Source organism: Halalkalicoccus tibetensis (assembly GCF_037996645.1).
GTDB lineage: Archaea > Halobacteriota > Halobacteria > Halobacteriales > Halalkalicoccaceae > Halalkalicoccus > Halalkalicoccus tibetensis.
Genome location: NZ_JBBMXV010000001.1, coordinates 423,112 through 443,085, shown reverse-complemented (window position 1 = coordinate 443,085; position 19,974 = coordinate 423,112). Strand labels below are relative to the sequence as shown.

Genomic DNA, 19,974 nt, shown 5'->3' with positions numbered 1-19,974 from the left:
AGTTAAGTGGATACCGAGGGAACTCACGGATGCATATGGTCTTCAAGAAGGTCACGCTGATCGGGACGAGCACCGAGAGCTTCGACGACGCCGCCGACCAGGCGATCGAGCGCGCCCAGAACACCCTCGAGAACGTCTACTGGGCGGAGGTCGAGGAGTTCGGCGTCGAACTCAAGAACGTCGACGAGCCCGAGTACCAGGCGACCCTCGAGGTCGCCTTCGAAGTCGAGGACTGAGAACGGACTCGGGTAGCGATTTTATTTTCTACCTACCACGGCGGTGGCCTCGCGTGGCAGTCGCTCCGGAGCGACTGCCACGCGAACGGGGAAGGGCTGGCGTCCTCGGAAGCGGCGCGTGATCACGCGCCGCGACTCGGCGGCACCTGGCGGTCCTCAGAAATCGAAAATTTCTGGGATCTCGCGGGAATTGCGTTCCCGCGGACCTCGCGGCGACGTCGTCGCCGCTCAGCCCGAAAAGACCGCTCTGCGGCCTTTCTTAGGGAAATGAAAAGGGCGAGCGAGACGCGCCAGCGTCGAGCGAGGGCTTTCAGGTGCGAAAGGACTCCCCGCAGCCACACTCGGAAACGACATTGGGGTTCTCGACGTGGAAGCCCGCGCCCTGGAGGCCGCCCTCGAAGTCGAGCTGGCTGCCCTCGATGTAGCGCATGCTCGCGGGGTCGACGAACACCCGCAGGTCGTGGTGCTCGTAGACGGTGTCGTCGTCCTCGGGCTCGTCGTCGAAGCGCATGCCATACGAGAGGCCCGCACAGCCGCCCTGTTGGACGAACAGGCGCAGGCCCGCGACGTCGGTGTCAAGCCCCTCGCCCTCCAGCAGGTCGATCGCCTGCTCGGCGGCCGTCGGGGAGACCTGGATCTCCGGGTCCGTGCCGGCGGCGGTCTCTGTGCTCATGTCCCACCATCGGTCGCCGAGGCGGTTAACTGTGACGGCAACCCGCGCTACCGCTCGTACGATCGGTCACGCTCACGGTCCAGCTCGTCGGGCTCGGTCGCGAGCAGCCGGTCGAGCCGGCGTTCGAACTCCTCCTCGGTGATCTCCCCGCGGGCGTACCGGTCGCGCAGCACCACGAGCGGGTCGTCGTCCGCGGTTCGCGCGCCAGCCGGCGGCTCGCGGGAGGCCGGCGGCTCCTCGTCGCCCCGAACCGCGTCGAGGGTCGCCGAGACCGGGTTCCGGCCCGTCTGCCACCAGTAGCCCGCACCCAGCAGCATCGCGAGCGCGAGCAGCCAGGGGGCCTCGAGGATCAACAGCGGGAGGACGATCACGAGGGTGAGAACCAGCGCGACCATCAGCCATTCGTCCCGTTCCTCGCCGTCCATGGGTAGCCGGTGTCAGTCCGGTACTAAAAGCGTTCCCGCTCCCGCGGGGTCACGAACCCGGGTGGCCGTCCTCCGATCCGTTCGAACGGTCCTCGGACTCCTGTTGGGCCATCGTAAACGGCGTGATCGCGATCGTCTCCTGGGAGACCGACGCGACCCGGAGGACGAACGCGAACAGCACGGCCAGCGGCAGCAGGCCGACGACGATCGACGCGACGACCAGCGCCGGGAGGAAGGGGTTCGTCGACCCGATCCCCGGCGCGGTGGTGAAGCCGGCCAGCACGCAGATCGGGACGAACATCGCCGGGATCCCGACGTACAGCAGGAGCCGCGAGAAGCGCGCGAGCTCGTCCTGGATGTAGAGGGTCTTCAGGTACTGGCGGGCCACGTCGACGTGCTCGAGCGAATCGATGAGGTCGTCGATCCGTTCCCGGAGCTCCTCGGACAGCTCCGCCTCGTGGTGGCGCTTGATCCGCCGGGCGTCGCGGATCTGCATCGCGTAGTTGGTCTCCAGCGCGACCACGAGCACCTCGACGGTGCCCGCCTCCGACTGCCCGTAGAGCTCGCGGCTTCGGTCGATCTGTGCGGTCACGGTCTCGACGAGTTCGTCGACGTCCTCGCGCAGCGGATCGGGGCTCCGGCCCGCGACCAGCCCGCCGAGCTCCTGGGCCTGTCGCCGGGCGCCCTCCAGGACCCGCAGGAAGAACTCCGGGGGGAGAACGGGGGCGACCCCCTCGGTGTGGCTCTCGACCTCGTCGCGGTAGTCGTGGACGGACCCGATCCGATCGCGGACCTCGCCGGGGGACTCGAGCTGGCGCGAGAGCACGAGCTGGTTGACCGAGAGCACGACCGTAAGCAGGGTGAAGTTCCCGCCGACGATCGCGCTGAAGAGGAACAACAGCGGCTCGGTGTCGTCGAGCACCAGCAGGTCCGTCCCGGCCATCAGACCCAACAGGACGACGATCGGCAGGAGCGACCCGCCGGCGACGGCCCACCGCGAGCCGTCGAACAGCACCCAGTCGACCGCCCGGTTCACGACACCTTCGTCGTTCCGCTCGACGCCGCTCATCGGCTGTCAGTACGCGCCTGCGGGCCAGAAAGCCTGACGGATCAGCGCTCGCGCAGCCGTTCGCCGTCGTCCTCGCGCCCGGCCCGCTCCCGAAGCCGAACCGCGACGCTCTCGGCGTGGGCCTCGAGGCCCTCGGCGCGCGTGAGGGTGTCGATCGTATCGGACAGCGAGTCGAGCCCCTCGGGGGAGAGCCGCTGGACCGTGCTCGCGCGCATGAAATGCTCGACCGAGAGACCGCCGGTCAGTTTGGCGAGCCCGTTCGTGGGAAGGACGTGGTTGGTGCCGCTGGCGTAGTCGCCCGCGGCGACGGGGGTATGGGGACCCAGAAAGACGCTTCCTGCGCTACTGACCCGGTCGAGTATCGCCTCGTCGTCCTCGGCCTGGATCGAGAGGTGTTCGGCGGCGTACTCCTCGGCGAGGGCGATCGCCTCGCTCATCGAGCGCGCCGTGAAGACGCCGCTGGCGTCGCTCTCGAGCGCCGCGCGGATCGTCCCCTCGCGCTCGCGCTCCGTGGCCCCTTCCTCGACCGCCTCGGCGATCGCCTCCGCTACTCCTTCGTCGGTCGCGACCGCGACGACCGACGCGTTCTCGTCGTGTTCGGCCTGTGCGAGGAGGTCGCTCGCGACGAACTCCGGGTCGGCCGTCCCGTCGGCGAGCACGAGGATCTCGCTCGGGCCGGCGAGGAAGTCGATCTCGCAGTCGCCCCGGACCTCGGCCTTCGCGGCCGTGACCCAACGGTTTCCGGGTCCAACGACCTTCTGGACGCCGGTGACCGACTCGGTGCCGTAGGCCAGCGCCCCGATCGCCTGGGCGCCCCCGACGCTGTAGACCTCGTCGGCGCCGGCGGCGTGGATCGCCGCGAGCGTCACGGGGTTGATCTCGTCGGCGGGCGGGGTCGCGACGCAGACGGTCTCGACGCCCGCGACCGTCGCGGGGATCACGCCCATCAGCGCGCTGGAGGGATAGGCCGCCGCGCCGCCGGGGACGTAGACGCCGACGCGTTCGATGGGGCGAAAGCGCCGGCCGAGCTCCCGCCCGTCATCGAACTCCTCGCGCCAGTCGGTCGGGAGCTGGCGCTCGTGGAACTCGCGAACGTTGTCGGCGGCGGTCTCGATCGCCTCGCGCGTCCCCGCGTCGATCGACTCGTAGGCGCGCTCGGCGGCGTCGGTGACCTCGAGGTTGCCGACGTCGACGCCGTCGAACTCCTTCGAGAACTCCCGGACGGCGACGTCGCCCTCCTCGCGCACGCGCTCGACGATCCCGCGGACGTCGCTACGGACCGCCTCGATGCCGGCGTCGCGCTCGAACAGCGCGCGGCGGCGCTCGGGCCCCAGATCGGACACGGACTCGACGTTCATGGGCGTGCTTCGGCCGTGGGTCGAAAAGTCGTTTCCATCGCTTCACGCGAGCAGGCCGGCGACGAGGAAGATCAGGAGCACCGCGAGCGCCGCCCCACCGAAGACGAGCATGAAGGCGAGCACCGTCCCGAGCATGCCGTCGTCGTAGAGGAACTCCTCGGCGATCCCCCAGAGGTCGCCAACGAAGGTGGAGAGTCGGTCGTTCATTGTCGCGTATCGGGGATAGGCACCCCCGGCCCATCAGTCATCCGATGGACCGCCGGCTGGCGAGGTGGTGTCGGGGATGTCGCCCGGAACACTAACGGCCGGTCTCATCCCGAGGCGGCGTGCCGCGTCGACCGGGAAACCCTCGTGCCGGGCATAGCGAGGTTCCATCGGAACCTCGTGAACCGCAACCGCAGCCGCATCGCAAACCGTACAGCGCGCTCGGCGGCGAGGCCGCCTCGCGTTTCGCGGTCCCTTCGGGACCGCGCGAACCGCGCGATTGACGGCTACACCGTCAATCGTTTCGTGATTCCTTCGGAATCACGCTGTCGCACACCCGGGTTCGCCGTGCGATCATCGCTCCCGAATGGGAAGACTCCGCCGGGGACTAGAGGTGTGCACTCCCCGTAGCCGCTCGGGCGGATTAAGCCCTCGGTCTACGCGCCGAAGCCGTCCTCGTTCTCGTCGTGGCCCTCGAGGGGGCGCACGCCGACGGCGTGGAAGTCGCTCTCAGGATTGCCCTCGTCGGGCTGGAGGACCGTGACGACCTCGCGGCTCTCGCCGTCCTGCACGCCGAGACCGGGGGTCGAGCCGGTCGAGGCGTGCGGGTCGCCCGAGAGCGGCTCGGGCCCGCGCTGTGTGACGAAGACGTACTCGTCGTCGGGCGAACCCCACATGATGTCGGGCGCCTCGGCGGTTTCGAACTCGTTGGTCACCTCGTCGGCCTCGGGGTCGATCACGAGCCCGTCGCTGGTCTCGCGGTTGACGATCCACAGATCGTCGCCGACGAACCAGAAGCCGTGGGCGTCGTAGCCACCCGAGTCGCGCGCGACGTCCTCGTGGGTGTACTCGCCCTCGACGACCTCGCCCGTCTCGGGGTCGATCGGGCGGTGCTCGTTCGTATCGAAGACGTACCACTCGCCGACGCCGCCGGTGGCCTCGTGGTTCGAGGGTGCGCCCGCGGTGAAGTAGAACTTGTCCTCGTCGGGGTGGGCGATCGTCCCGCAGTTCGCCCGGACCTGCTCGGGGGCGATGACCTCGGTGACCTCGAAGGCGTCCCAGTCGACGACCACGACGCCCGCGTGGTTGACGCTCGGCCCGAGGGTGTGATACGAGTAGCCCGTGTCGGTGTAGTCGTGACAGATCGGGCGCAGCTCGTCCTCGTCAAGCTCGAACTCATCGAGCCGGTCGGCGACCGGGCCGGCGTCCCTGACGCGGATCTCCTCGTCGATCGAGAACTCCTCGTTCTCGAGGTCGGCGCCGATCCGAGCGATCGTCCCCTCGCCGATCACGTCGACCTGTAGGGCCTCGTCGTCGGGGGTGAAGCCCGCGAAGTGGGTACCGGGCCCGGTCGGACAGGAGCCGACGAGCTCGCGGTCCTCGGTGCGGAAGACGAGCGCCTGGCCCGCGTTCGTACACGCGACGGCGGCGTACTCGTAGTCCGAGCTAAAGGAGACCATGTGCGGGGTGATCGCGCCCTCCTCGTTGGGGGTGACGTCCTCAAGCGCGTGGAAGTCGATCTCGTCGACCAGCTCGAACCCATCACCGTCGCCGCGTGGCTCGTAGATGTAGCCCGTGTCGGTGCCCTGGTCGAGCCCCCAGATTTCGTACTGCTCCTGGGCGTCGTCCGAGTCGTCGGAGCCCTCCGCGTCCTCGTCGGCGCGTCCGATACAGCCCGCCAGCGCGAAGCCACCCGCGATCGCGCTCGTGGTCAGGAACCGTCGTCGTGATGTTCGCCGTGACATGCCCGAGTATCGGTCATCCAATAGATAAAAGATCGACGGTCGAGCGCTCCGAACCCGGCAAATACCGGCGATGGACCGTGAACGATGCAAGTGTTATGAGGTGTTCCCGATAGCGGCAACATACACCTCATAATCGGCGAAGACAGGTATTTGCTCGTCGGGTCCCTAGAACCGACCCCGAATGACCCTCCCCGACCGAGCCGCGCTCTCGCGTCGCGAGTACTTGAAGGGGCTCGTCGCCGCCGGCGGGACGGCCGCGCTCGCCGCCTGTCTTGAGGAGGAATCGAACGTCGAGATCCCGGCCGGCGACCCCGAGGGCCTCCCCGACCGACAGCACGCCTGGAACGACGTCCTTTCGGGCAACGACAACGAGAACATCGTCCCCGCGCGCCACCACGTCCTGCTATCGCTCTCGCTCGCGCGCGACCCGACCGACGAGGACCGGGAGCGGTTCGAACGCGCGCTCGAGACCCTCGAACGCGCCTACGAGTGGAGCCACGAGGGGCTGCTCTTCACCGTCGGCTACACCCCCACCTACTTCGACCGCGTCGGCTGGAACGGGCTGGCCGAACCCGAGGCCCTCACCGACTTCGAGGAGCCGGCCTTCGAGGGCGGCGACCTCCTGATCCACTTCACGAGCGACCACTCCCAAGCAGTGGTCGCCGCCGAGGAGGCGCTGCTGGGCGAACTCGAGGAGGTCAACGGCATCGAGGTCGAGGCCGACATCGCGGAGCTCGTCGACTCGCGCGAGCGGCTCACGGGCTTCGTCGGCGCCGGCCTCCCCGCCGACGCGGACGTCTCGGGCGTGCCCGACTCCGAACCGATCCCCGAGGAGGCACCCTTCTTCATGGGCTTTCGCTCGGGCTTCGACCGCAGCCAGGCCACCGAGGACCGCGTGACGATCGAGGAGGGACCGTTCGCCGGCGGCACCACCCAGCACGTCGAGTCGCTCGCGATCGACCTCCATCAGTGGTACGAGCAGGACTCGCAGTTCCAGCGCGTCGCGAAGACCTTCAGCCACGAACACGCCGAGGAGGACATGGTGGGCGAGTACGGCGAGAAGCTGGAGGACTCGAACGCCCTCACCGACGAGCGGATCGCCGAGACGACCGAGGACGCCCGTCGCCACGGCGTCGTCGGCCACGCCCAGAAGACCGCCCGCGCCCGCGAGGACGGCGAACCCCTCCTGCTTCGGCGGGACTTCAACACCACCGACGACGACCGCCCCGGCCTGCATTTCCTCTCGCTGCAGCGCGACATCGGGGAGTTCGTCCGGGTTCGCGACGCGATGACGGGCGACGACGTCGCCGCCGACACCGGAATCGGCTCGATCACCAACAACGGCATCCTCCAGTACATCACGGTTCGCCGCCGGGGCAACTACCTCGTCCCGCCACGGGAGCTGCGGGCGTTTCCCGACCCGAACAACGAGTAATAATTGCCGCTATTTCTGTCAGCGACTACATCCGTCTGGAAGGGAAGTAACTTAATACAACGATTAAACCCCACGGATCGCCCGGTCCGATCGGCGTCGAGGGCTCGCGCGCGCTACAGCGTGTAGTCGGATTCGTGGAACTGGACGTAGCGGTCGCCGCGGAACCCGAAGCGGGCCTTCCGATATTCGAGGAGGAGGCGGGTCGCGCCGAGTCCGGCGCCGAACTTCCGGCTGAACATGCCGATCCCCTCGCTGTCGGCGAGCATCCGCCGGGCGACCCGGAAGGTCCGGTCCCAGTTGGCGGGCGTGTACCCCTCGACCATGTCGGCCATCGAGACGTTGCGCCGGAGCTCCTCGTCGAGGCGCCCCTTCCAGGTGTCGTTGTAGCTTCCCAAGTCGCCGATGGCCGCGAGCCGGCCCGCGATCTTCCCCGAACGGACGGCGAGGTGGTAGCCACCCTCGTGGAACGCCGAGGTCGTGCCCATCGCCCCGCCGACGACGGCGATCCCGGCCTTCGTTGGCGACTCGATCGGCCGCGTCGAGGAGATCGGGTAGGCCTCGGTGCCGCCGCTCTTCCCGCGGTCCTCGACGAGGGGAAAGTCCTCCTCGATGTCGTAGCGGTCGCCGTACTCGCGTTCGAGCAGCCGCCGGAGGTACTCCCGTCCGGAGGGCAGGCGGTCGTCGTCGGGTTCGAGCAGGGGGTACTCCTCGGGGTTCTCGACGTCCTCCAGGTTCATCCCGATCGGCATCGTCAGCCCGACGCGGGCGACGGTGCCGTCGTTCGGGAACACCCACGGGTAGGCCGTCTTCCCCGGGATGTGGCCCCACCAGAACTTCAGAAGCCCCTCGTCGAAGACCTCCTCGGGGAACCGGCGGTGTTCCTGATAGGCGATGTGGTTGGCGTGCGTTCCGAGGTGATCGCCCATCGACTCGCCCTCCGGCAGGAACTGGTCGAGGACGGGGATGGTGACGTTGCGCTGGGGGCCGTCGGCGAGCACGAGATGCTCGGCCTCGACCTCGCTGCCGTCGCCGAGCGTCAGGCGGTGGGTGTGGCCGTTCGAGAGGTCGGTCTCGACGCCCTTGACCGCGGTGCCCACCCGGTATTCGGCGCCCGCGTCCTCCGCGCGCTCGCGCAGCCAGTCGTCCATCCGGGGCCGGTCGAAGGTGAACCCGAACTTCGGGTACGAGGAGTCGATCCCCGTCGAGTACATCGTACAGCCCTCGGTGGGGCCGGCGAACTCCGTCCCCTCGAGCTCCCGGAGGACGATCTCGTCGGGGATCTCCTCGAAGGGGATGTCCATGAGGTCGACCCAGTAATCGAGCATCCCGGCGGCGTCGGTCGAGTCCGGCCCGAGCTCCGCCCGATCGGCCCGCGGGACCCCCTTCTCGACGACGAGGGCCTTCGCCCCTCGCTTGGCGGCCTCCTCGGCGGCCGACATCCCGCCGGGGCCGCCGCCGACTATCGCGACGTCAACGCGCTCCATACACCGAACGTCTCTCGCACTCTCTTAAACCTCCTGAACCGACGGTGCACGGAAGCGGGTTTCTAGCCGAAACAGCGGTCGCGACCTCCCCGACCGGGTGTTCGTCGACGGCGAGCCCATCGGGGAGAACTAAGTCCCGTCGGTGGGACCAACCACCCATGTCGAGCGAACCCATCCTCGTCCTCCGACGGGGCACCCACGGAATGCCGGTCACCGACCTCGCGGCGGAGATCCGGGAACGACTGTCCGATCACGAGATCCGGGTCGCGGAAACCCCCGACGAGGAGCGCGAACTGATCGCCGACGCGCGGATCGCCGTCGGCATGGGGATCGGCGAGGAGCTGCTCTCGCACGCCGAAAACCTCGAGCTGTTCGCGTGTGCCTATGCCGGAACGGGCCATCTACCGATGGACGCCCTGGAAGAAGCGGGCGTGGCCGTGACCAACGCCGCGGGGGTCCACGGCCCGAACATCGCCGAACAGGTGATCGGCTCGATCCTCGCCTTCCACCGGGACTTCTTCGAGGGCCGCGAGCGCCAGGAGAACCACGAATGGCGCCACTACCAGGCCGACGAGTTCATGGGCGCGACCGTGACCGTGGTGGGTCTGGGCGCGATCGGGCAGGCCATCGTCGAGCGCCTCGCAGGCTTCGGCGTCGACACCATCGGCGTGCGCTACACCCCCGAGAAGGGCGGGCCGACCGACGAGGTGATCGGCTTCGAGGACGGGCTCCACGAGGCCTTGGCGCGCACGGACGTCCTAGTGCTCGCCTGCCCGCTGACCGACACCACGGAGGGCCTGATCGGCGAGGAGGAGTTCGTCACGCTGCCCGAGGACGCGCTACTGGTGAACATCGCCCGCGGACCCGTCGTCGAGACCGACGCGCTGGTCTCGGCGCTCCGGCGCAACAAGCTCCGGGGGGCCGCGCTCGACGTGACCGACCCCGAGCCCCTCCCCGAAGAGCATCCGCTGTGGGACTTCGGCAACGTCCAGATCACGCCGCACAACGCCGGCCACACGCCCCGCTACTACGAGCGGTTGGCCGACATCGTCGCAGAGAACGTCAAACGGATCGACGCCGGAGAGAAGGAACTGGAGAACCGGGTGATCTGACGGCCGGCCAAGCGGGGGGCCCTCAGAGCGCGAGGAGGAACGCGATCCAGAGCAGGAACCCGACCGCACCGAAGCCGGCGATCAACGCGGCACTGACGGTCCTGTCCTCCCCGTCGTACAGCTTGTACCCACAGTAGACGGCGATCAGCCCGAACACTGGGACGACGAACCACGCTACGACCGCCGAGAGGGCCCCGCCCCAGAGGTAGAGACGTCCCTCCTCGTTCCACTCGCTCATTCTCCGCCGTAGCGACCCTCGTGATCCGTTCGTTTCCATCGCTCTCTACGTTACTAACCGGTTAGTCAGACTTATATCGTACGATCGTCCCGGCGATCGAGGCGGGCAAGCGCGTCCGGGCGCTCGGCGGTCGATCAGTCGGCGGAATCGTTCGAGACCCGGATCGGGGTCACGGACCCGAGCAGCGTGCGAAGCGGATCGGTGTCGACGCCGACGGGCAGCCGTTCGAGCGCTTCCTCCGCGTCCCCGAAGCGCCCTATCGCGTGTCGGTGCAGGCGATCGTCCGGAGTATCGGCGAACGGGTAGGCGGTCCCATCGTCCGACGCGAGGGCGAGCCGTATCCGATAAGCCGTGGCGAAGCCGCGCCCGTAGTCCGCGAACCGGCTCCGGGGGGCGTCGTCGGCCCCGGTGAGCGTCGCCCCGATGACGGCTGCACCCCGGCCGAGGGCTCCCGCCGTCCCGTCGACGTATGCGACGTGATCGATCGCCGGCGAGGGGCGCGCGTAAGCCGCGTCGAACGTCTCGACGATCGTGCTCAGAGCGTCGGTGAACACTCCCATGCAGACGGTGAGGCCGTCGTCATCGACTCCGACGAGCGACGAGTACGCCGCCGTGTAGAGGTAGTCCGCCGCCAACAGGTCTGCCATCGGGGCCCGATCCGAAGGGGAGACGCCGTCGACCCGGCTCAACAACCGTTCCCGCAGCCGACAGTACCCCCGGAGCAGCTCGACCGCTGCGGCCGCGCTCGGGATCGGTTCGGGAACGCGGGCGCCGGGAAGCGAGCCGTACGACCCGTAGGAAGCGACCAGTAGCCGCCCGTATCGACGGTCCTCGGCCTGTAGCACTACCTCGCGCGCCGGCGCCAGGGGGGAGCCGCCCGCCGGCGGCAGAGCGGCTTCGAGGCGGTCGTCGATCGCTTCGCGTCGCTCGGCCGACGGCCATTCCTCTCCCATCAATCTCGCTCACCGGTGATCGAAGCACCCATCATCACGGTTTCTCGTCCGTATCGCGGGATGACTGACTGGTCAGTTAAATCCATCGGCGAACCGGATCCCGGTCGGCCGCCGGGACAAAACAGTTATCCGGGACACCGGGGTCTCTGTAGGTAATGGAGGACGTGTCGGACGGACACGTCGGTTCGGAACCGGACGAGGAGATCATGCGGGCCACGTACCGAGCGCTCTGTGAGCACGGGTACGCGAACCTCACGATCAAACGGATCGCCGAGGAGTACGGCAAGTCGACCGCCGCGATCCACTACCACTACGACACGAAGGACGAGCTACTGGTCGCGTTCCTCGATTACGTCCTCGATCGGTTCGCCGACGCGGTCCACGACGTCGACACGATCGATCCCGAGCAGCGTCTCCAGCTGTTGCTCGATAAGCTTCTCGTCCCCCAGGAGGAACACCACGACCTCCTGATCGCGCTGGTCGAGATGCAGAGCCAGGCGCCGTACAAGGAGACGTTCCGACAGCAGTTCCGGCAGAACGATGAGTACATCCGGTACATGCTCAGGACGGTGGTGTCCCACGGGATCGAGGAAGGGGTGTTCGCCGACGCCGACGCCGAGCGCGTCGCGCGGTCGCTGATGACGATCGTCCACGGCGCACGGACCCGCGCGGTCGTGCTGGACGACCCCAGCGCGCTCGACACCGCGCGACGGACCGCCGACCAGTACGTTGCGGCCGTACTGCTGGAGCGGGAGTGACCGGCCGTCGCGTCCCGCGTCGCTCGGCCGACGGGTGCCGGATCCGCGCTGCGAAAGACTTAGTGCTGACTGACCAGTTAGTCATCATGTGAATCGACAGTCGACGGAAGGGTCGGACGGGCGGCGGTCGATCCCCTTCGAGCATCCACGCCGGCGCTACGTCGTCCGCTACGGCCGGGACGCTCACGAGACGACGGTCGGGATCGAGGAACTCGCGGCGGCCATTCGGCGACACGAATCCATCGGGGACGAGGGGAAAAGGAGCGATAGACGACTCGTAGAGGTCGATCTCCACCACGCACACCTTCCGAAGTTGGCTGCCGAGGGAACGATCGAGTACGACCCGGCCGAGCGGAGGGTCCGTTTCCGGGGAAACGAGGGAGCGGTGACCGCAACCCTTAGTACTAACTAACTATTCAGTTAGGGTATGGACCGAGCTACATCGTCCAAGCGTCCGTGGCTCGCCGCCGGCCTCGCGTTCGTCCTCACCGGGCTCGGACACGTGTACCTGCGGCGGTGGGCACGCGCGCTCGGATGGATCGGCGCGATCGCCATGACTACGTGGCTGTTCGTCCCCTCGTCCGGGGAACTGACGATCTGGGCCGTGGCTCCTATCGTCTTCGTCGGCACGCTCAGCGTCGTCGACGCCTACCTGCTGGCCTACTATCGGAACGCTCGATCGCAGATCGAGGTCGGCGAGCGCTGCCCGTCGTGTCACCGTGACCTCGACGGCGAGCTGTCCTTCTGTCGATGGTGTGGTGCCGACGCGTCGGCGTCGCCCGGTCGGCGGCACACACACGAGGGGACGGGGACGACGGAGGGCCAGTAGATGCAGTGGCAAACGGACTGGGGTCTGCGCGGCCGAATGGTCTTCACCGGCTTCCTGCTGTTCGCCCTCTACATCGTGTTCGCGGGGCTGTTGGTCGCGTACTTCGGCAATATCGTCCCCATGCTCGTCATGCTGGGCGGGTTCTCGCTGGTGCAGTACTACTTCAGCGACACCCTCGCGCTCAAGAGCATGGGCGCGCGAACGGTGGACGAGAACGAGTATCCCGAGCTCCACGACACGATCACGCGCCTCTCGCGGCAGGCCGACCTGCCCAAGCCGACGGTTGCAGTGACGGACTCGCGGGTGCCAAACGCCTTCGCGGCCGGACGCAACCAGAAGAACGCCACCGTCTGCGTTACTACCGGTATCCTGCAGGCGCTTTCCGAGGAGGAGCTGGAGGGCGTGCTCGCCCACGAGCTGGCCCACATCAAGAACCGCGACGTAATGGTCATGACCATCGCCTCGTTCCTCTCGACGCTCGCCTTCATCGTCGTGCGCTGGGGCTGGCTGTTCAGCGGCGGCGGCGACGCGCGCAACCAGGCGCCCGTCTGGGTGGCGATCCTCGTCTCGCTGGTGGTCTGGGTGATCAGCTTCCTGCTCATCCGTGCGCTCTCGCGCTACCGTGAGTACAGCGCGGATCGGGGCGCAGCGATGATCACCGGCAAACCGAGCGCCCTCGCGAGCGCCCTGATGACCATCTCCGGGCGCATGGACAAGGTGCCAAAGGAGGACATGCGCGAGCAGGCCGAGATGAACGCGTTCTTCATCATCCCGATCCGCTCGGGCTTCATCGGCAAGATCGCGAGCACCCACCCATCGACCGAGAACCGCATCGAGAAACTCCGCGACCTCGAACGCGAGCTCGAGACCGGCTCGCCGAGCGGGCGGTCCGTCCCGGCTTGAGGCCGGGCGCTCGGCGACTATCGGCCACCTCGAAACGTCTTTACGATGCGCCGGTGGGCTGTCCTACGGGTTACAGGTAGCCCTGTTCGGCGAGCAGTTCGCCGTTGAGCACGCTCGCGCCCGCCGCGCCCCGCAGGGTGTTGTGGGCCAGGCAGTTGTACTGCAGGCCGGTCCCGCTCTCGCGCAGCCCGCCCGCGGAGATCTGCATCCCGTCCTCGCGCTCGCGGTCGAGGCGGGGCTGGGGGCGGTCGGGCTCCTCGAAGACCTTGATGAGCGGATCGGGCGAACTGGGGAGATCAATCCCCTCGTAGGACTCCATCGCCTCGCGGGCCTCCTCGACGGTCGCCTCTTCCTCGAACTCGGCCCAGACGTTCTCGAGGTGGCCGTCCAGCGTCGGGATCCGGTTGCAGGAGGCCGAGACCGTGGCGTCGTGTATCGAGAGCTCCGCGCCGTCGAACCCGCCCAGCAGCTTTCGCGACTCGCTCTCCATCTTCTCCTCCTCGCCACCGATATGGGGGATGGCGTTGTCGATGATCTCCATCGAAGTGACGCCGTCGTAGCCCGCCCCCGAGACCGCCTGCAGGGTGGCGACGTGAATCCGCGAGAGGCCGAACTCGTCAAGCGCGGCGAGCGTGGGCACCATCGTGATCGTCGAGCAGTTGGGGTTCTTCACCATCGCGCCGTCCCATCCGCGTTCGTCGCGCTGGACCTCGAGCAGCCCGAGGTGGTCGGCGTTGACCTCCGGGATCACGAGGGGGACGTCCTCGGCCATGCGCTGGTTCGAGGAGTTCGAGGAGACGACGTAGCCCGCCTCACAGAAGTCCGATTCGACGCGTTCGCCCACGGAGGAAGGGAGCGACGAGAACAGCAGGTCGATATCGTCGTCGATCGCGCCAGGGTCGGTCTCGGCGACGGTGATCTCCGCGATGTCCTCGGGGATGGGCGTGCTGATGCGCCACTTCGCGGCCTTCCGGTAGGGCTTGCCCGCGCTGTCGGAGCTGGCGGTGAGCGCGCGGATCTCGAACTCGGGATGAGGGTCGAGCAGCTGGATGAGCCGCTGTCCGACCGCGCCGGTCGCGCCGAGAACGCCTACAGTGTGAGTCATTAGCGAAGGTAGGGAACAGCGTATTCAAAACGGTTTGGATCGGGGAGTTCGGATGGGGGTTGCGATCCGGGCAAATGCTGCATCGGCCCGGTGAGTTCGTCGGATGGGTGGAGTCGAGGCTAGGAGGGCATGGACGGACGCGAGAATCGGCGTTACTGGGCTTCCGCCTGGTCGTGCTTGCGGGTGACGTAGCCCGCGATGCGGTTGCGGACGCCCTTGGACTCGATGTTGGTGAGTTCGCGGACGCTGGTCTTGTTGTGCTCGAAGTCGTCGCCGAACGCTTCCGGATAGCGCTCCATCAGGAGCGTCCCCGTCTTCTTGACGTAGGCCGGTTTGATCGCCATGCCTGGCTCTACTTGGGTGCCGGCCTAAAAGGATTCGTTTCGGCGATCCAGCCCGGCGTGCTCGGCGAGGCGCTCGAAGGCCTCGCGCTCGCGTCCGTCGCCACACTGTTCGACGACCTCCTCGAAGTACGCCAGCCGGTCGAGCAGCTCGTCGGTGTCGTAGCTCGGAACGTCGAGCCGGGAGGCGGCGACCGTCGCCTCGATCACCGCCCCGAAGCCGCGGTTGATCGTCGGCACGGTGCGGTTCTCGACCCCCGATTCCACGGGCACGAGTTCCCACTCCTCCCAGCGCGTCCCGCCCGACTCCCCGCCGTCGACCTGCTCGACCTCGACGCGAATCCAGGCGTCCGCCGAGGGGAGGACGGGCTCGTCGCGTTCGTGGATCGAACAGGCCGCCTCGACGAAGTCGACGGGGTCGCGGGTGAACTGGACGTAGCCCTCGCCTCGGCGGTGGAAGTTCCGTCGGGTCCGGGTGTTGCCCCACGTTCTAGCTGTAATGGGCTCGCCGGAGAAGAGCCCCAGCGCCGCGAGGTTCCACCTGTCGTTCGGTTCCAGGGTGGCGACGATCGACTCGGTGACCCCGTCGAGATCGACGGGCCAATCGGCGGCCGCGTCATCTCTCGCACCCTCGCCGCTCACGCCTCGACACCCCGTTCAAGGGCGATGAACAGCCCCGCGGCGACGATGTCCGCCGTGGTCCCGGGGTTGACCCCGCGCTCGACGAACGCGGTCGCGAGCGCGTCGAGCATCTCGACGTCGCCGAGGTGGTCGGCGATCTCCTGGCGGGCCCACTCGGCCACGTCGGTACCGTGTTTCTTCGCGACGAGCGTGTCCCGACGCTCGGCCAGCTGCTCGCAGAAGGCCGCCGCCGCCCGGTCCGAGAGCGGCCCCGAGAGCTCCTCGATCCGGTCCGCGACCCGGAAGGAGCGCTCGAACCCGCCGGTCCACTCGCGGGCGACGTCGTCCTCGCCCTCGCCGAGCGCCATGACGTCGTGGAGGGTGAGCCCCCGCTCCTCGACTGCGGGGATCGCAGCCGACCCGCGCCGGACGTCGAGGTCGTCCCACTCGGCGGGCGGGTCCGAGACGAACACCGAGCAGTGCTCGAACGCCCGGTAGAACGCCGCGGCGTCCGCGACGGTGGTCTCTCTCACGACGCGGTCGACGCCGGCGGGGGTGAGCTCGCCCTCGCTCGCGGCCCGGACGAGCGGGGTGAGGAGGAGCAGCGCGCCGAACTGGGTGTTCTCGCCGTGTCGGCCGGCCATCCCCTCGACGGCTCGCTCGAAGGCGATCCCTATGGAGTCGGATTCGGCCGCGCGCAGCCCGCTTCCCGCGCCGACCGCGCCCGCGAGGAACTGTTCGTAGCGCAGGTCGGGGAGGTCCCGGTCGCGGTCGACGTTGCCCGGTTTGGGCGTGCCCGATACTTCGAGCAGCAGGGCCAACTGGGCGTGCTCGGCGGGCCTCATACGCTCGCCTCCCGCGTCTCCCACTCCTCGATTGCCTCGCGGACCCGCGCGAGCACCCGCGGATCGTCGCTGGGCCGCCCCACGCTCACCGCGTCCGCGCCGAACGCGAGGTACTCGTGGACGCTCTCGCGATCCCGTACCTCGTTGTTCGCGATCACGAACAGGTCACACGCCCCCCGGACTTCCCGGATGACGGGCTCGGAGTCCATCGCGTCGACGTGGATCACGTCGGCCCCGGCGTCCTCGATCGCCCGGGCGGTCCTGGCGAGATCCACCCCGGAGACCTCCGCGCGGGCCTTCACGCTCACCGCCGCGCCCGTCCCGGCCGCCGCCCGGACCTGTTCACACAGCCGGTCGGTGTCCCGCAGCAGCGCCTCCCCGCAGCCGACCCGACACAGCTCCGCCTGTCGGCAGTGGGCGTTGATCTCACAGATCGAGTCGTGCTCCCGACAGACCGCCGCGGCCTCCCGGACCGGCTCGACCGAGGTGCTCCGGACGTTGAACCCCGTCTCGATACCGAGATCCGACAGCACTGATAGCTGCTCGTCGACGAACGCGAGCGGGTCGTCGGGCAGGAACTCCTCGCGGTCCCGAGCGACCAGCTGCCGGGCAGCCCCTCGCGAGGGTTCGTCGAGCGCGATCCCCCCGAGGATCGCGCGGTCGACGTGCTCGCTCGCCGCCCGCGCCCACGCGGCATCGGACTGCCCGCTCAGGCTCGCGGCGACGAGCCTCACGCGACCGCCTCCGGAGCATGGCTCCGGCGTGGTCGCGTTCGCTCGCTCGCGTTCTCTCATGCGACCGCCTCCAGCGCCTCTCGGACCGCCCGCGCGACGCGGGCCGCGTCCTCGGGCGTCTCCATCGCCGTGTCGGTACGGACGACGGGGCGATCCAGCTCGGTTTCGTCGGCCGAATCGAGCACGAACGCGTCGGCGAACGGGTAGGCCTCGGCGATCCCCGCCGTGCTCGGTTCGTGGCCGGTTGCGGCCATCAGCTCCCCGGCCGGACCGGAGAACACCCGGTCCCCGACGAAGGGTGAGACCGCGACCACGGGGGTCTCGGCGAGCGCCCGCTCGACCCCCTCGACCGCGCGGATCGGCCCGACGCTGGTGATCGGGTTTGAGGGCCCGATCACCACGGGGTCGGAGAGCGCCTCCCGGACCGCCGTCGTCGAGCGCGCCTCGCCGCGGAACTCCACGTCCGTGACCTCGGGCTCGCCCCGACGGCCGACCCAGAACTCCTGGAAGTGCAGTTCGCCCTCGAGCGTGTGGATCATCGTCGCGAGCGGGTCGTCGCTCATCGGCAGGAGGTCGATCTCCAGCCCGAAGGCGTCGGCGAGCGTTCGCGTGACCTCTGTGAGCGAACGCCCCTCGTCGAGCAGGCTCGTCCGGGTGATGTGGACCGCGCGGTCCCTGTCGCCGATCGTCATGAACTCCGCGATCCCCGAAAAGCGCCGCCAGCGCGCGACCTCCCGGCCGCTCGTCTGCTTCTCGTCGGGGAGGTAGCGCGGGCCGCCCGCCAGCCCCGCGTTCTCGGCCAGTTCGAAGAGAAAGTCGTTCGTCCCGTGGCTGTCGCCCTCGATCCCCCACCAGGTGTCGCGGTCGAGGACGCCGCCGCGCTCGAAGAGAACGGTGTCGACGTCCGGCGAGACGAACAGCCCGCCGAGCTCGACGTCGTCGCCGGTGTTGGCGATCACCGTCGTCCCCTCGGGGGAAAAGACGTCACCGGCACCCGAGAGGAGCTTCGGCGTCCCGGTCCCCCCGGAGAGAAACGTGACCATACGCGGGGTAGGCGGGCGGGCGGCCTTAAGCGCTCGTCTCCGACCCGAGCCGAGGCTGGGGATCGAAGCGGTTTAGACGCCGTTCGCGAGTAGCCGTTGTATGGCCGAGGACAGCGTTCCCTCCGAGACGCGGCCCGGGACCGTCGGCGCGCTCGTCCGCGCGGGGGTTGCGGCGTTCGCGCTCGCCATCGGGGTGGTCTGGATCGCCCGCCTCGCCGCCGTCGGGTCGAGCGTGGGCGGCGGGCTGCTGTTCGAGCTTCTGCCGCCGCTCGTTCTGCTGTACTTCGGCGCGATCTACCTGCGAAAACAGTATCACACCCTCTCCCGAACGGGGTAGGCACCACGGGACCGGGTGCCGACCCATGCCCGGCCGCCGAAATCGGGTGAGGGCGGAAACGCAACGAATATACGTGCCGGTTCTATCCTCTCGGACGGATGTCTGCTAGCAATTCACAAGGATGGCTGCAACGGATCGGGCAGGCGGTGGCCGACTGGTCGGAGCGGTGGGTTCCGAGCCCGTTCATCTTCGCCATCGTCCTGACGGTGATCGCGTACGGGGCGGCGATCGTGTTGACGCCGGACGGGCCGTTGGCCAACGTCGTCAACTGGTACGACGGGTTCTGGGAGCTGCTCGAGTTCGCGATGCAGATGGTGCTCGTGCTCGTCACCGGCTACGCGGTCGCCGACTCGAAGCAGGTCAGCGGCCTGCTGAACCGGATTGCCGCGCTCCCGGACACCGGCGCGCAGGCCGCGGCGCTGGTCGCGGCGGTCGCGATGCTCGCGGGCTACTTCCACTGGGGGGTCGGCCTCATCATCGGCGCGATCTTCGCCGTCTTCGTCGCCCGGGCGGGCTATCGCCGGGGGAAGACGTTCCACTACCCGCTGCTGTGTGCGGCGGGCTATACGAGCCAGGTCATCTGGCACGTCGGCCCCTCGACCAGCGCCGGCCTGCTCTCGGCGACCGAGGGCCACGTCTTCGAGGACGTCATCGGCGTCGTCCCGCTCTCCGAGAGCGTCTTCACCGTCTACGCGTTCGGCCTCGCGATCCTCGTTTTCATTACGGTCGTCCCGCTGCTGTACTACCTCGCGCCGGAGGAAGAGCACGCGGTAGGGATCGAGGAGTACGCCCCGTCGATGCTCGACGAGGAGTCCGAGGACGGAGAGGAGAAACGCGAGGTCGCCACCGACGGAGGCGAGAAACCACCCGCAGAGCGGCTCAACGACAGCCGGCTGGTCGCCTACGTCGTCGCGACGGGGATGGCGGTCTATCTGATCCAGCACTTCGCGACCGCGGGCATCGGCGAGGCGCTCGACCTCAACGTCTTCAACTTCCTCTTTATCGCGCTCGGGCTGTTCCTCTACGGGACGCCGACGGCCTACATGGGCGCGATCCGGAACGCGACAGAGAGCTCCGCGGGCATCATCCTGCAGTTCCCCTTCTACGCGGGGATCCTGGGGATCGTCGACAACTCCGGGCTCTCGGACCTGGTCTCGGAGCTCCTGTTGGACCTAGCGACCCCGGCGACGTTCCCGGTGTTCGCGTGGCTGCTCGGCGGGATCATGAACTTCTTCGCGCCCAGCGGCGGCGGCGAGTGGGCGATCATCGGCGGGATCATCGGCGAGACGTCGAACGAGCTCGGCGTGCCGGCCGGCCAGGCGATCATCGCCTACGGCACCGGCGACATGTGGACGAACATGTTCCAGCCGTTCTGGGCGATCCCGCTCCTGGGAATCACGAAGGTGCGCGCGCGGGACATCCTCGGCTACACGCTGATCATCATGATCGTGCTCACGCCGGTGTTCGCGCTCGGGCTCTACTTCCTGCCGTACTGAGACCGTCTCGTGGTACCGATCATCAACCGT

At 68.4% G+C, this 19,974-nt stretch carries 24 protein-coding genes; 9 read left to right on the top strand and 15 right to left on the bottom strand.

Annotation, left to right across the window (positions count from 1 at the left end; all coding sequences use genetic code 11):
- Positions 1–35 precede the first annotated feature (35 nt).
- Positions 36–236, top strand: coding sequence for a dodecin (locus WOA58_RS02510; RefSeq protein ID WP_340603116.1), 201 nt, complete (start codon positions 36–38; stop codon positions 234–236).
- Positions 237–546: 310 nt separating this feature from the next.
- Here WOA58_RS02510 and WOA58_RS02505 read toward each other — a convergent pair whose 3' ends face one another.
- The 6 genes from WOA58_RS02505 to WOA58_RS02480 all read right to left on the bottom strand — a co-directional run bounded on the left by WOA58_RS02505 (position 547) and on the right by WOA58_RS02480 (position 5,710).
- A complete protein-coding gene (locus tag WOA58_RS02505; protein WP_340602576.1) occupies positions 547–909 on the bottom strand; it encodes a HesB/IscA family protein in 363 nt (120 codons plus the stop codon).
- Between the two features lie 47 nt (positions 910–956).
- Positions 957–1,334, bottom strand: a complete 378-nt coding sequence (locus WOA58_RS02500; protein ID WP_340602575.1) for an SHOCT domain-containing protein — start codon at positions 1,332–1,334, stop codon at positions 957–959.
- Between the two features lie 49 nt (positions 1,335–1,383).
- A complete protein-coding gene (locus WOA58_RS02495) occupies positions 1,384–2,403 on the bottom strand; it encodes a hypothetical protein (protein ID WP_340602573.1) in 1,020 nt (339 codons plus the stop codon).
- A 41-nt stretch (positions 2,404–2,444) separates the two neighbouring features.
- Positions 2,445–3,761, bottom strand: coding sequence for a histidinol dehydrogenase (gene hisD / locus WOA58_RS02490; RefSeq protein ID WP_340602572.1), 1,317 nt, complete (start codon positions 3,759–3,761; stop codon positions 2,445–2,447).
- Positions 3,762–3,803: 42 nt separating this feature from the next.
- The gene (locus WOA58_RS02485) at positions 3,804–3,968 is read right to left on the bottom strand and encodes a hypothetical protein (protein ID WP_340602571.1); all 165 of its coding nucleotides are present in this window, start codon (positions 3,966–3,968) and stop codon (positions 3,804–3,806) included.
- A 434-nt stretch (positions 3,969–4,402) separates the two neighbouring features.
- On the bottom strand, positions 4,403–5,710 hold the full coding sequence (locus tag WOA58_RS02480; RefSeq protein WP_340602570.1) for a YncE family protein: 1,308 nt from the start codon (positions 5,708–5,710) through the stop codon (positions 4,403–4,405).
- Between the two features lie 181 nt (positions 5,711–5,891).
- Here WOA58_RS02480 and WOA58_RS02475 point away from each other — a divergent pair, with 181 nt between their 5' ends.
- Complete coding sequence (locus WOA58_RS02475) at positions 5,892–7,145, top strand: DUF7405 family protein (RefSeq protein WP_340602569.1); 1,254 nt, start codon at positions 5,892–5,894, stop codon at positions 7,143–7,145.
- Between the two features lie 113 nt (positions 7,146–7,258).
- On the opposite strand, the gene WOA58_RS02470 is transcribed toward WOA58_RS02475, so the two are convergent.
- The gene (locus WOA58_RS02470) at positions 7,259–8,629 is read right to left on the bottom strand and encodes an NAD(P)/FAD-dependent oxidoreductase (RefSeq protein ID WP_340602568.1); all 1,371 of its coding nucleotides are present in this window, start codon (positions 8,627–8,629) and stop codon (positions 7,259–7,261) included.
- Between the two features lie 158 nt (positions 8,630–8,787).
- On the opposite strand from WOA58_RS02470, the gene WOA58_RS02465 reads away from it, so the two are divergent.
- Positions 8,788–9,741 carry a D-2-hydroxyacid dehydrogenase gene (locus WOA58_RS02465; RefSeq protein WP_340602567.1) on the top strand — a complete coding sequence of 318 codons (954 nt, stop codon included), beginning with the start codon at positions 8,788–8,790 and terminating at the stop codon, positions 9,739–9,741.
- A 22-nt stretch (positions 9,742–9,763) separates the two neighbouring features.
- Here the strand turns inward: WOA58_RS02465 and WOA58_RS02460 are convergent, their stop codons facing one another.
- Both WOA58_RS02460 and WOA58_RS02455 read right to left on the bottom strand, forming a co-directional pair.
- A complete protein-coding gene (locus tag WOA58_RS02460; protein ID WP_340602566.1) occupies positions 9,764–9,979 on the bottom strand; it encodes a hypothetical protein in 216 nt (71 codons plus the stop codon).
- A gap of 134 nt (positions 9,980–10,113) precedes the next feature.
- The gene (locus WOA58_RS02455; protein WP_340602565.1) at positions 10,114–10,932 is read right to left on the bottom strand and encodes a polyprenyl synthetase family protein; all 819 of its coding nucleotides are present in this window, start codon (positions 10,930–10,932) and stop codon (positions 10,114–10,116) included.
- Positions 10,933–11,087: 155 nt separating this feature from the next.
- On the opposite strand from WOA58_RS02455, the gene WOA58_RS02450 reads away from it, so the two are divergent.
- The 4 genes from WOA58_RS02450 (at position 11,088) to htpX (ending at position 13,422) form a co-directional block, all read left to right on the top strand.
- Positions 11,088–11,690 carry a TetR/AcrR family transcriptional regulator gene (locus WOA58_RS02450; RefSeq protein ID WP_340602564.1) on the top strand — a complete coding sequence of 201 codons (603 nt, stop codon included), beginning with the start codon at positions 11,088–11,090 and terminating at the stop codon, positions 11,688–11,690.
- A gap of 88 nt (positions 11,691–11,778) precedes the next feature.
- Positions 11,779–12,102 carry a DUF7344 domain-containing protein gene (locus WOA58_RS02445; protein ID WP_340602562.1) on the top strand — a complete coding sequence of 108 codons (324 nt, stop codon included), beginning with the start codon at positions 11,779–11,781 and terminating at the stop codon, positions 12,100–12,102.
- 15 nt (positions 12,103–12,117) lie between these two features.
- Positions 12,118–12,519 (top strand): DUF7575 domain-containing protein, encoded by a 402-nt coding sequence (locus WOA58_RS02440; RefSeq protein WP_340602561.1) that lies wholly within the window; start codon positions 12,118–12,120, stop codon positions 12,517–12,519.
- Positions 12,520–13,422, top strand: coding sequence for a zinc metalloprotease HtpX (gene htpX / locus WOA58_RS02435; RefSeq protein ID WP_340602560.1), 903 nt, complete (start codon positions 12,520–12,522; stop codon positions 13,420–13,422).
- A gap of 70 nt (positions 13,423–13,492) precedes the next feature.
- Here htpX and asd read toward each other — a convergent pair whose 3' ends face one another.
- From asd to cofD, 6 genes are all read right to left on the bottom strand, one after another.
- Positions 13,493–14,527, bottom strand: coding sequence for an aspartate-semialdehyde dehydrogenase (gene asd, locus WOA58_RS02430; protein WP_340602559.1), 1,035 nt, complete (start codon positions 14,525–14,527; stop codon positions 13,493–13,495).
- A 152-nt stretch (positions 14,528–14,679) separates the two neighbouring features.
- Positions 14,680–14,871 (bottom strand): 30S ribosomal protein S17e, encoded by a 192-nt coding sequence (locus WOA58_RS02425; RefSeq protein WP_340602558.1) that lies wholly within the window; start codon positions 14,869–14,871, stop codon positions 14,680–14,682.
- Positions 14,872–14,895: 24 nt separating this feature from the next.
- Positions 14,896–15,510, bottom strand: a complete 615-nt coding sequence (locus WOA58_RS02420; RefSeq protein WP_340602557.1) for a DUF447 domain-containing protein — start codon at positions 15,508–15,510, stop codon at positions 14,896–14,898.
- Positions 15,507–16,334, bottom strand: coding sequence for a triphosphoribosyl-dephospho-CoA synthase (locus WOA58_RS02415; protein ID WP_340602556.1), 828 nt, complete (start codon positions 16,332–16,334; stop codon positions 15,507–15,509). The genes WOA58_RS02420 and WOA58_RS02415 overlap by 4 nt, the downstream gene beginning before the upstream one ends.
- On the bottom strand, positions 16,331–17,068 hold the full coding sequence (locus WOA58_RS02410; protein ID WP_340602555.1) for a tRNA-dihydrouridine synthase: 738 nt from the start codon (positions 17,066–17,068) through the stop codon (positions 16,331–16,333). Before WOA58_RS02410 ends, WOA58_RS02415 begins: the two co-directional genes overlap by 4 nt.
- A gap of 56 nt (positions 17,069–17,124) precedes the next feature.
- A complete protein-coding gene (gene cofD / locus WOA58_RS02405; RefSeq protein ID WP_340602554.1) occupies positions 17,125–18,111 on the bottom strand; it encodes a 2-phospho-L-lactate transferase in 987 nt (328 codons plus the stop codon).
- Between the two features lie 100 nt (positions 18,112–18,211).
- Here cofD and WOA58_RS02400 point away from each other — a divergent pair, with 100 nt between their 5' ends.
- Together WOA58_RS02400 and WOA58_RS02395 are read left to right on the top strand one after the other, a co-directional pair.
- The gene (locus WOA58_RS02400) at positions 18,212–18,448 is read left to right on the top strand and encodes a hypothetical protein (RefSeq protein ID WP_340602553.1); all 237 of its coding nucleotides are present in this window, start codon (positions 18,212–18,214) and stop codon (positions 18,446–18,448) included.
- Positions 18,449–18,546: 98 nt separating this feature from the next.
- Positions 18,547–19,944 carry a short-chain fatty acid transporter gene (locus WOA58_RS02395; RefSeq protein ID WP_340602552.1) on the top strand — a complete coding sequence of 466 codons (1,398 nt, stop codon included), beginning with the start codon at positions 18,547–18,549 and terminating at the stop codon, positions 19,942–19,944.
- Positions 19,945–19,974 lie beyond the last annotated feature (30 nt).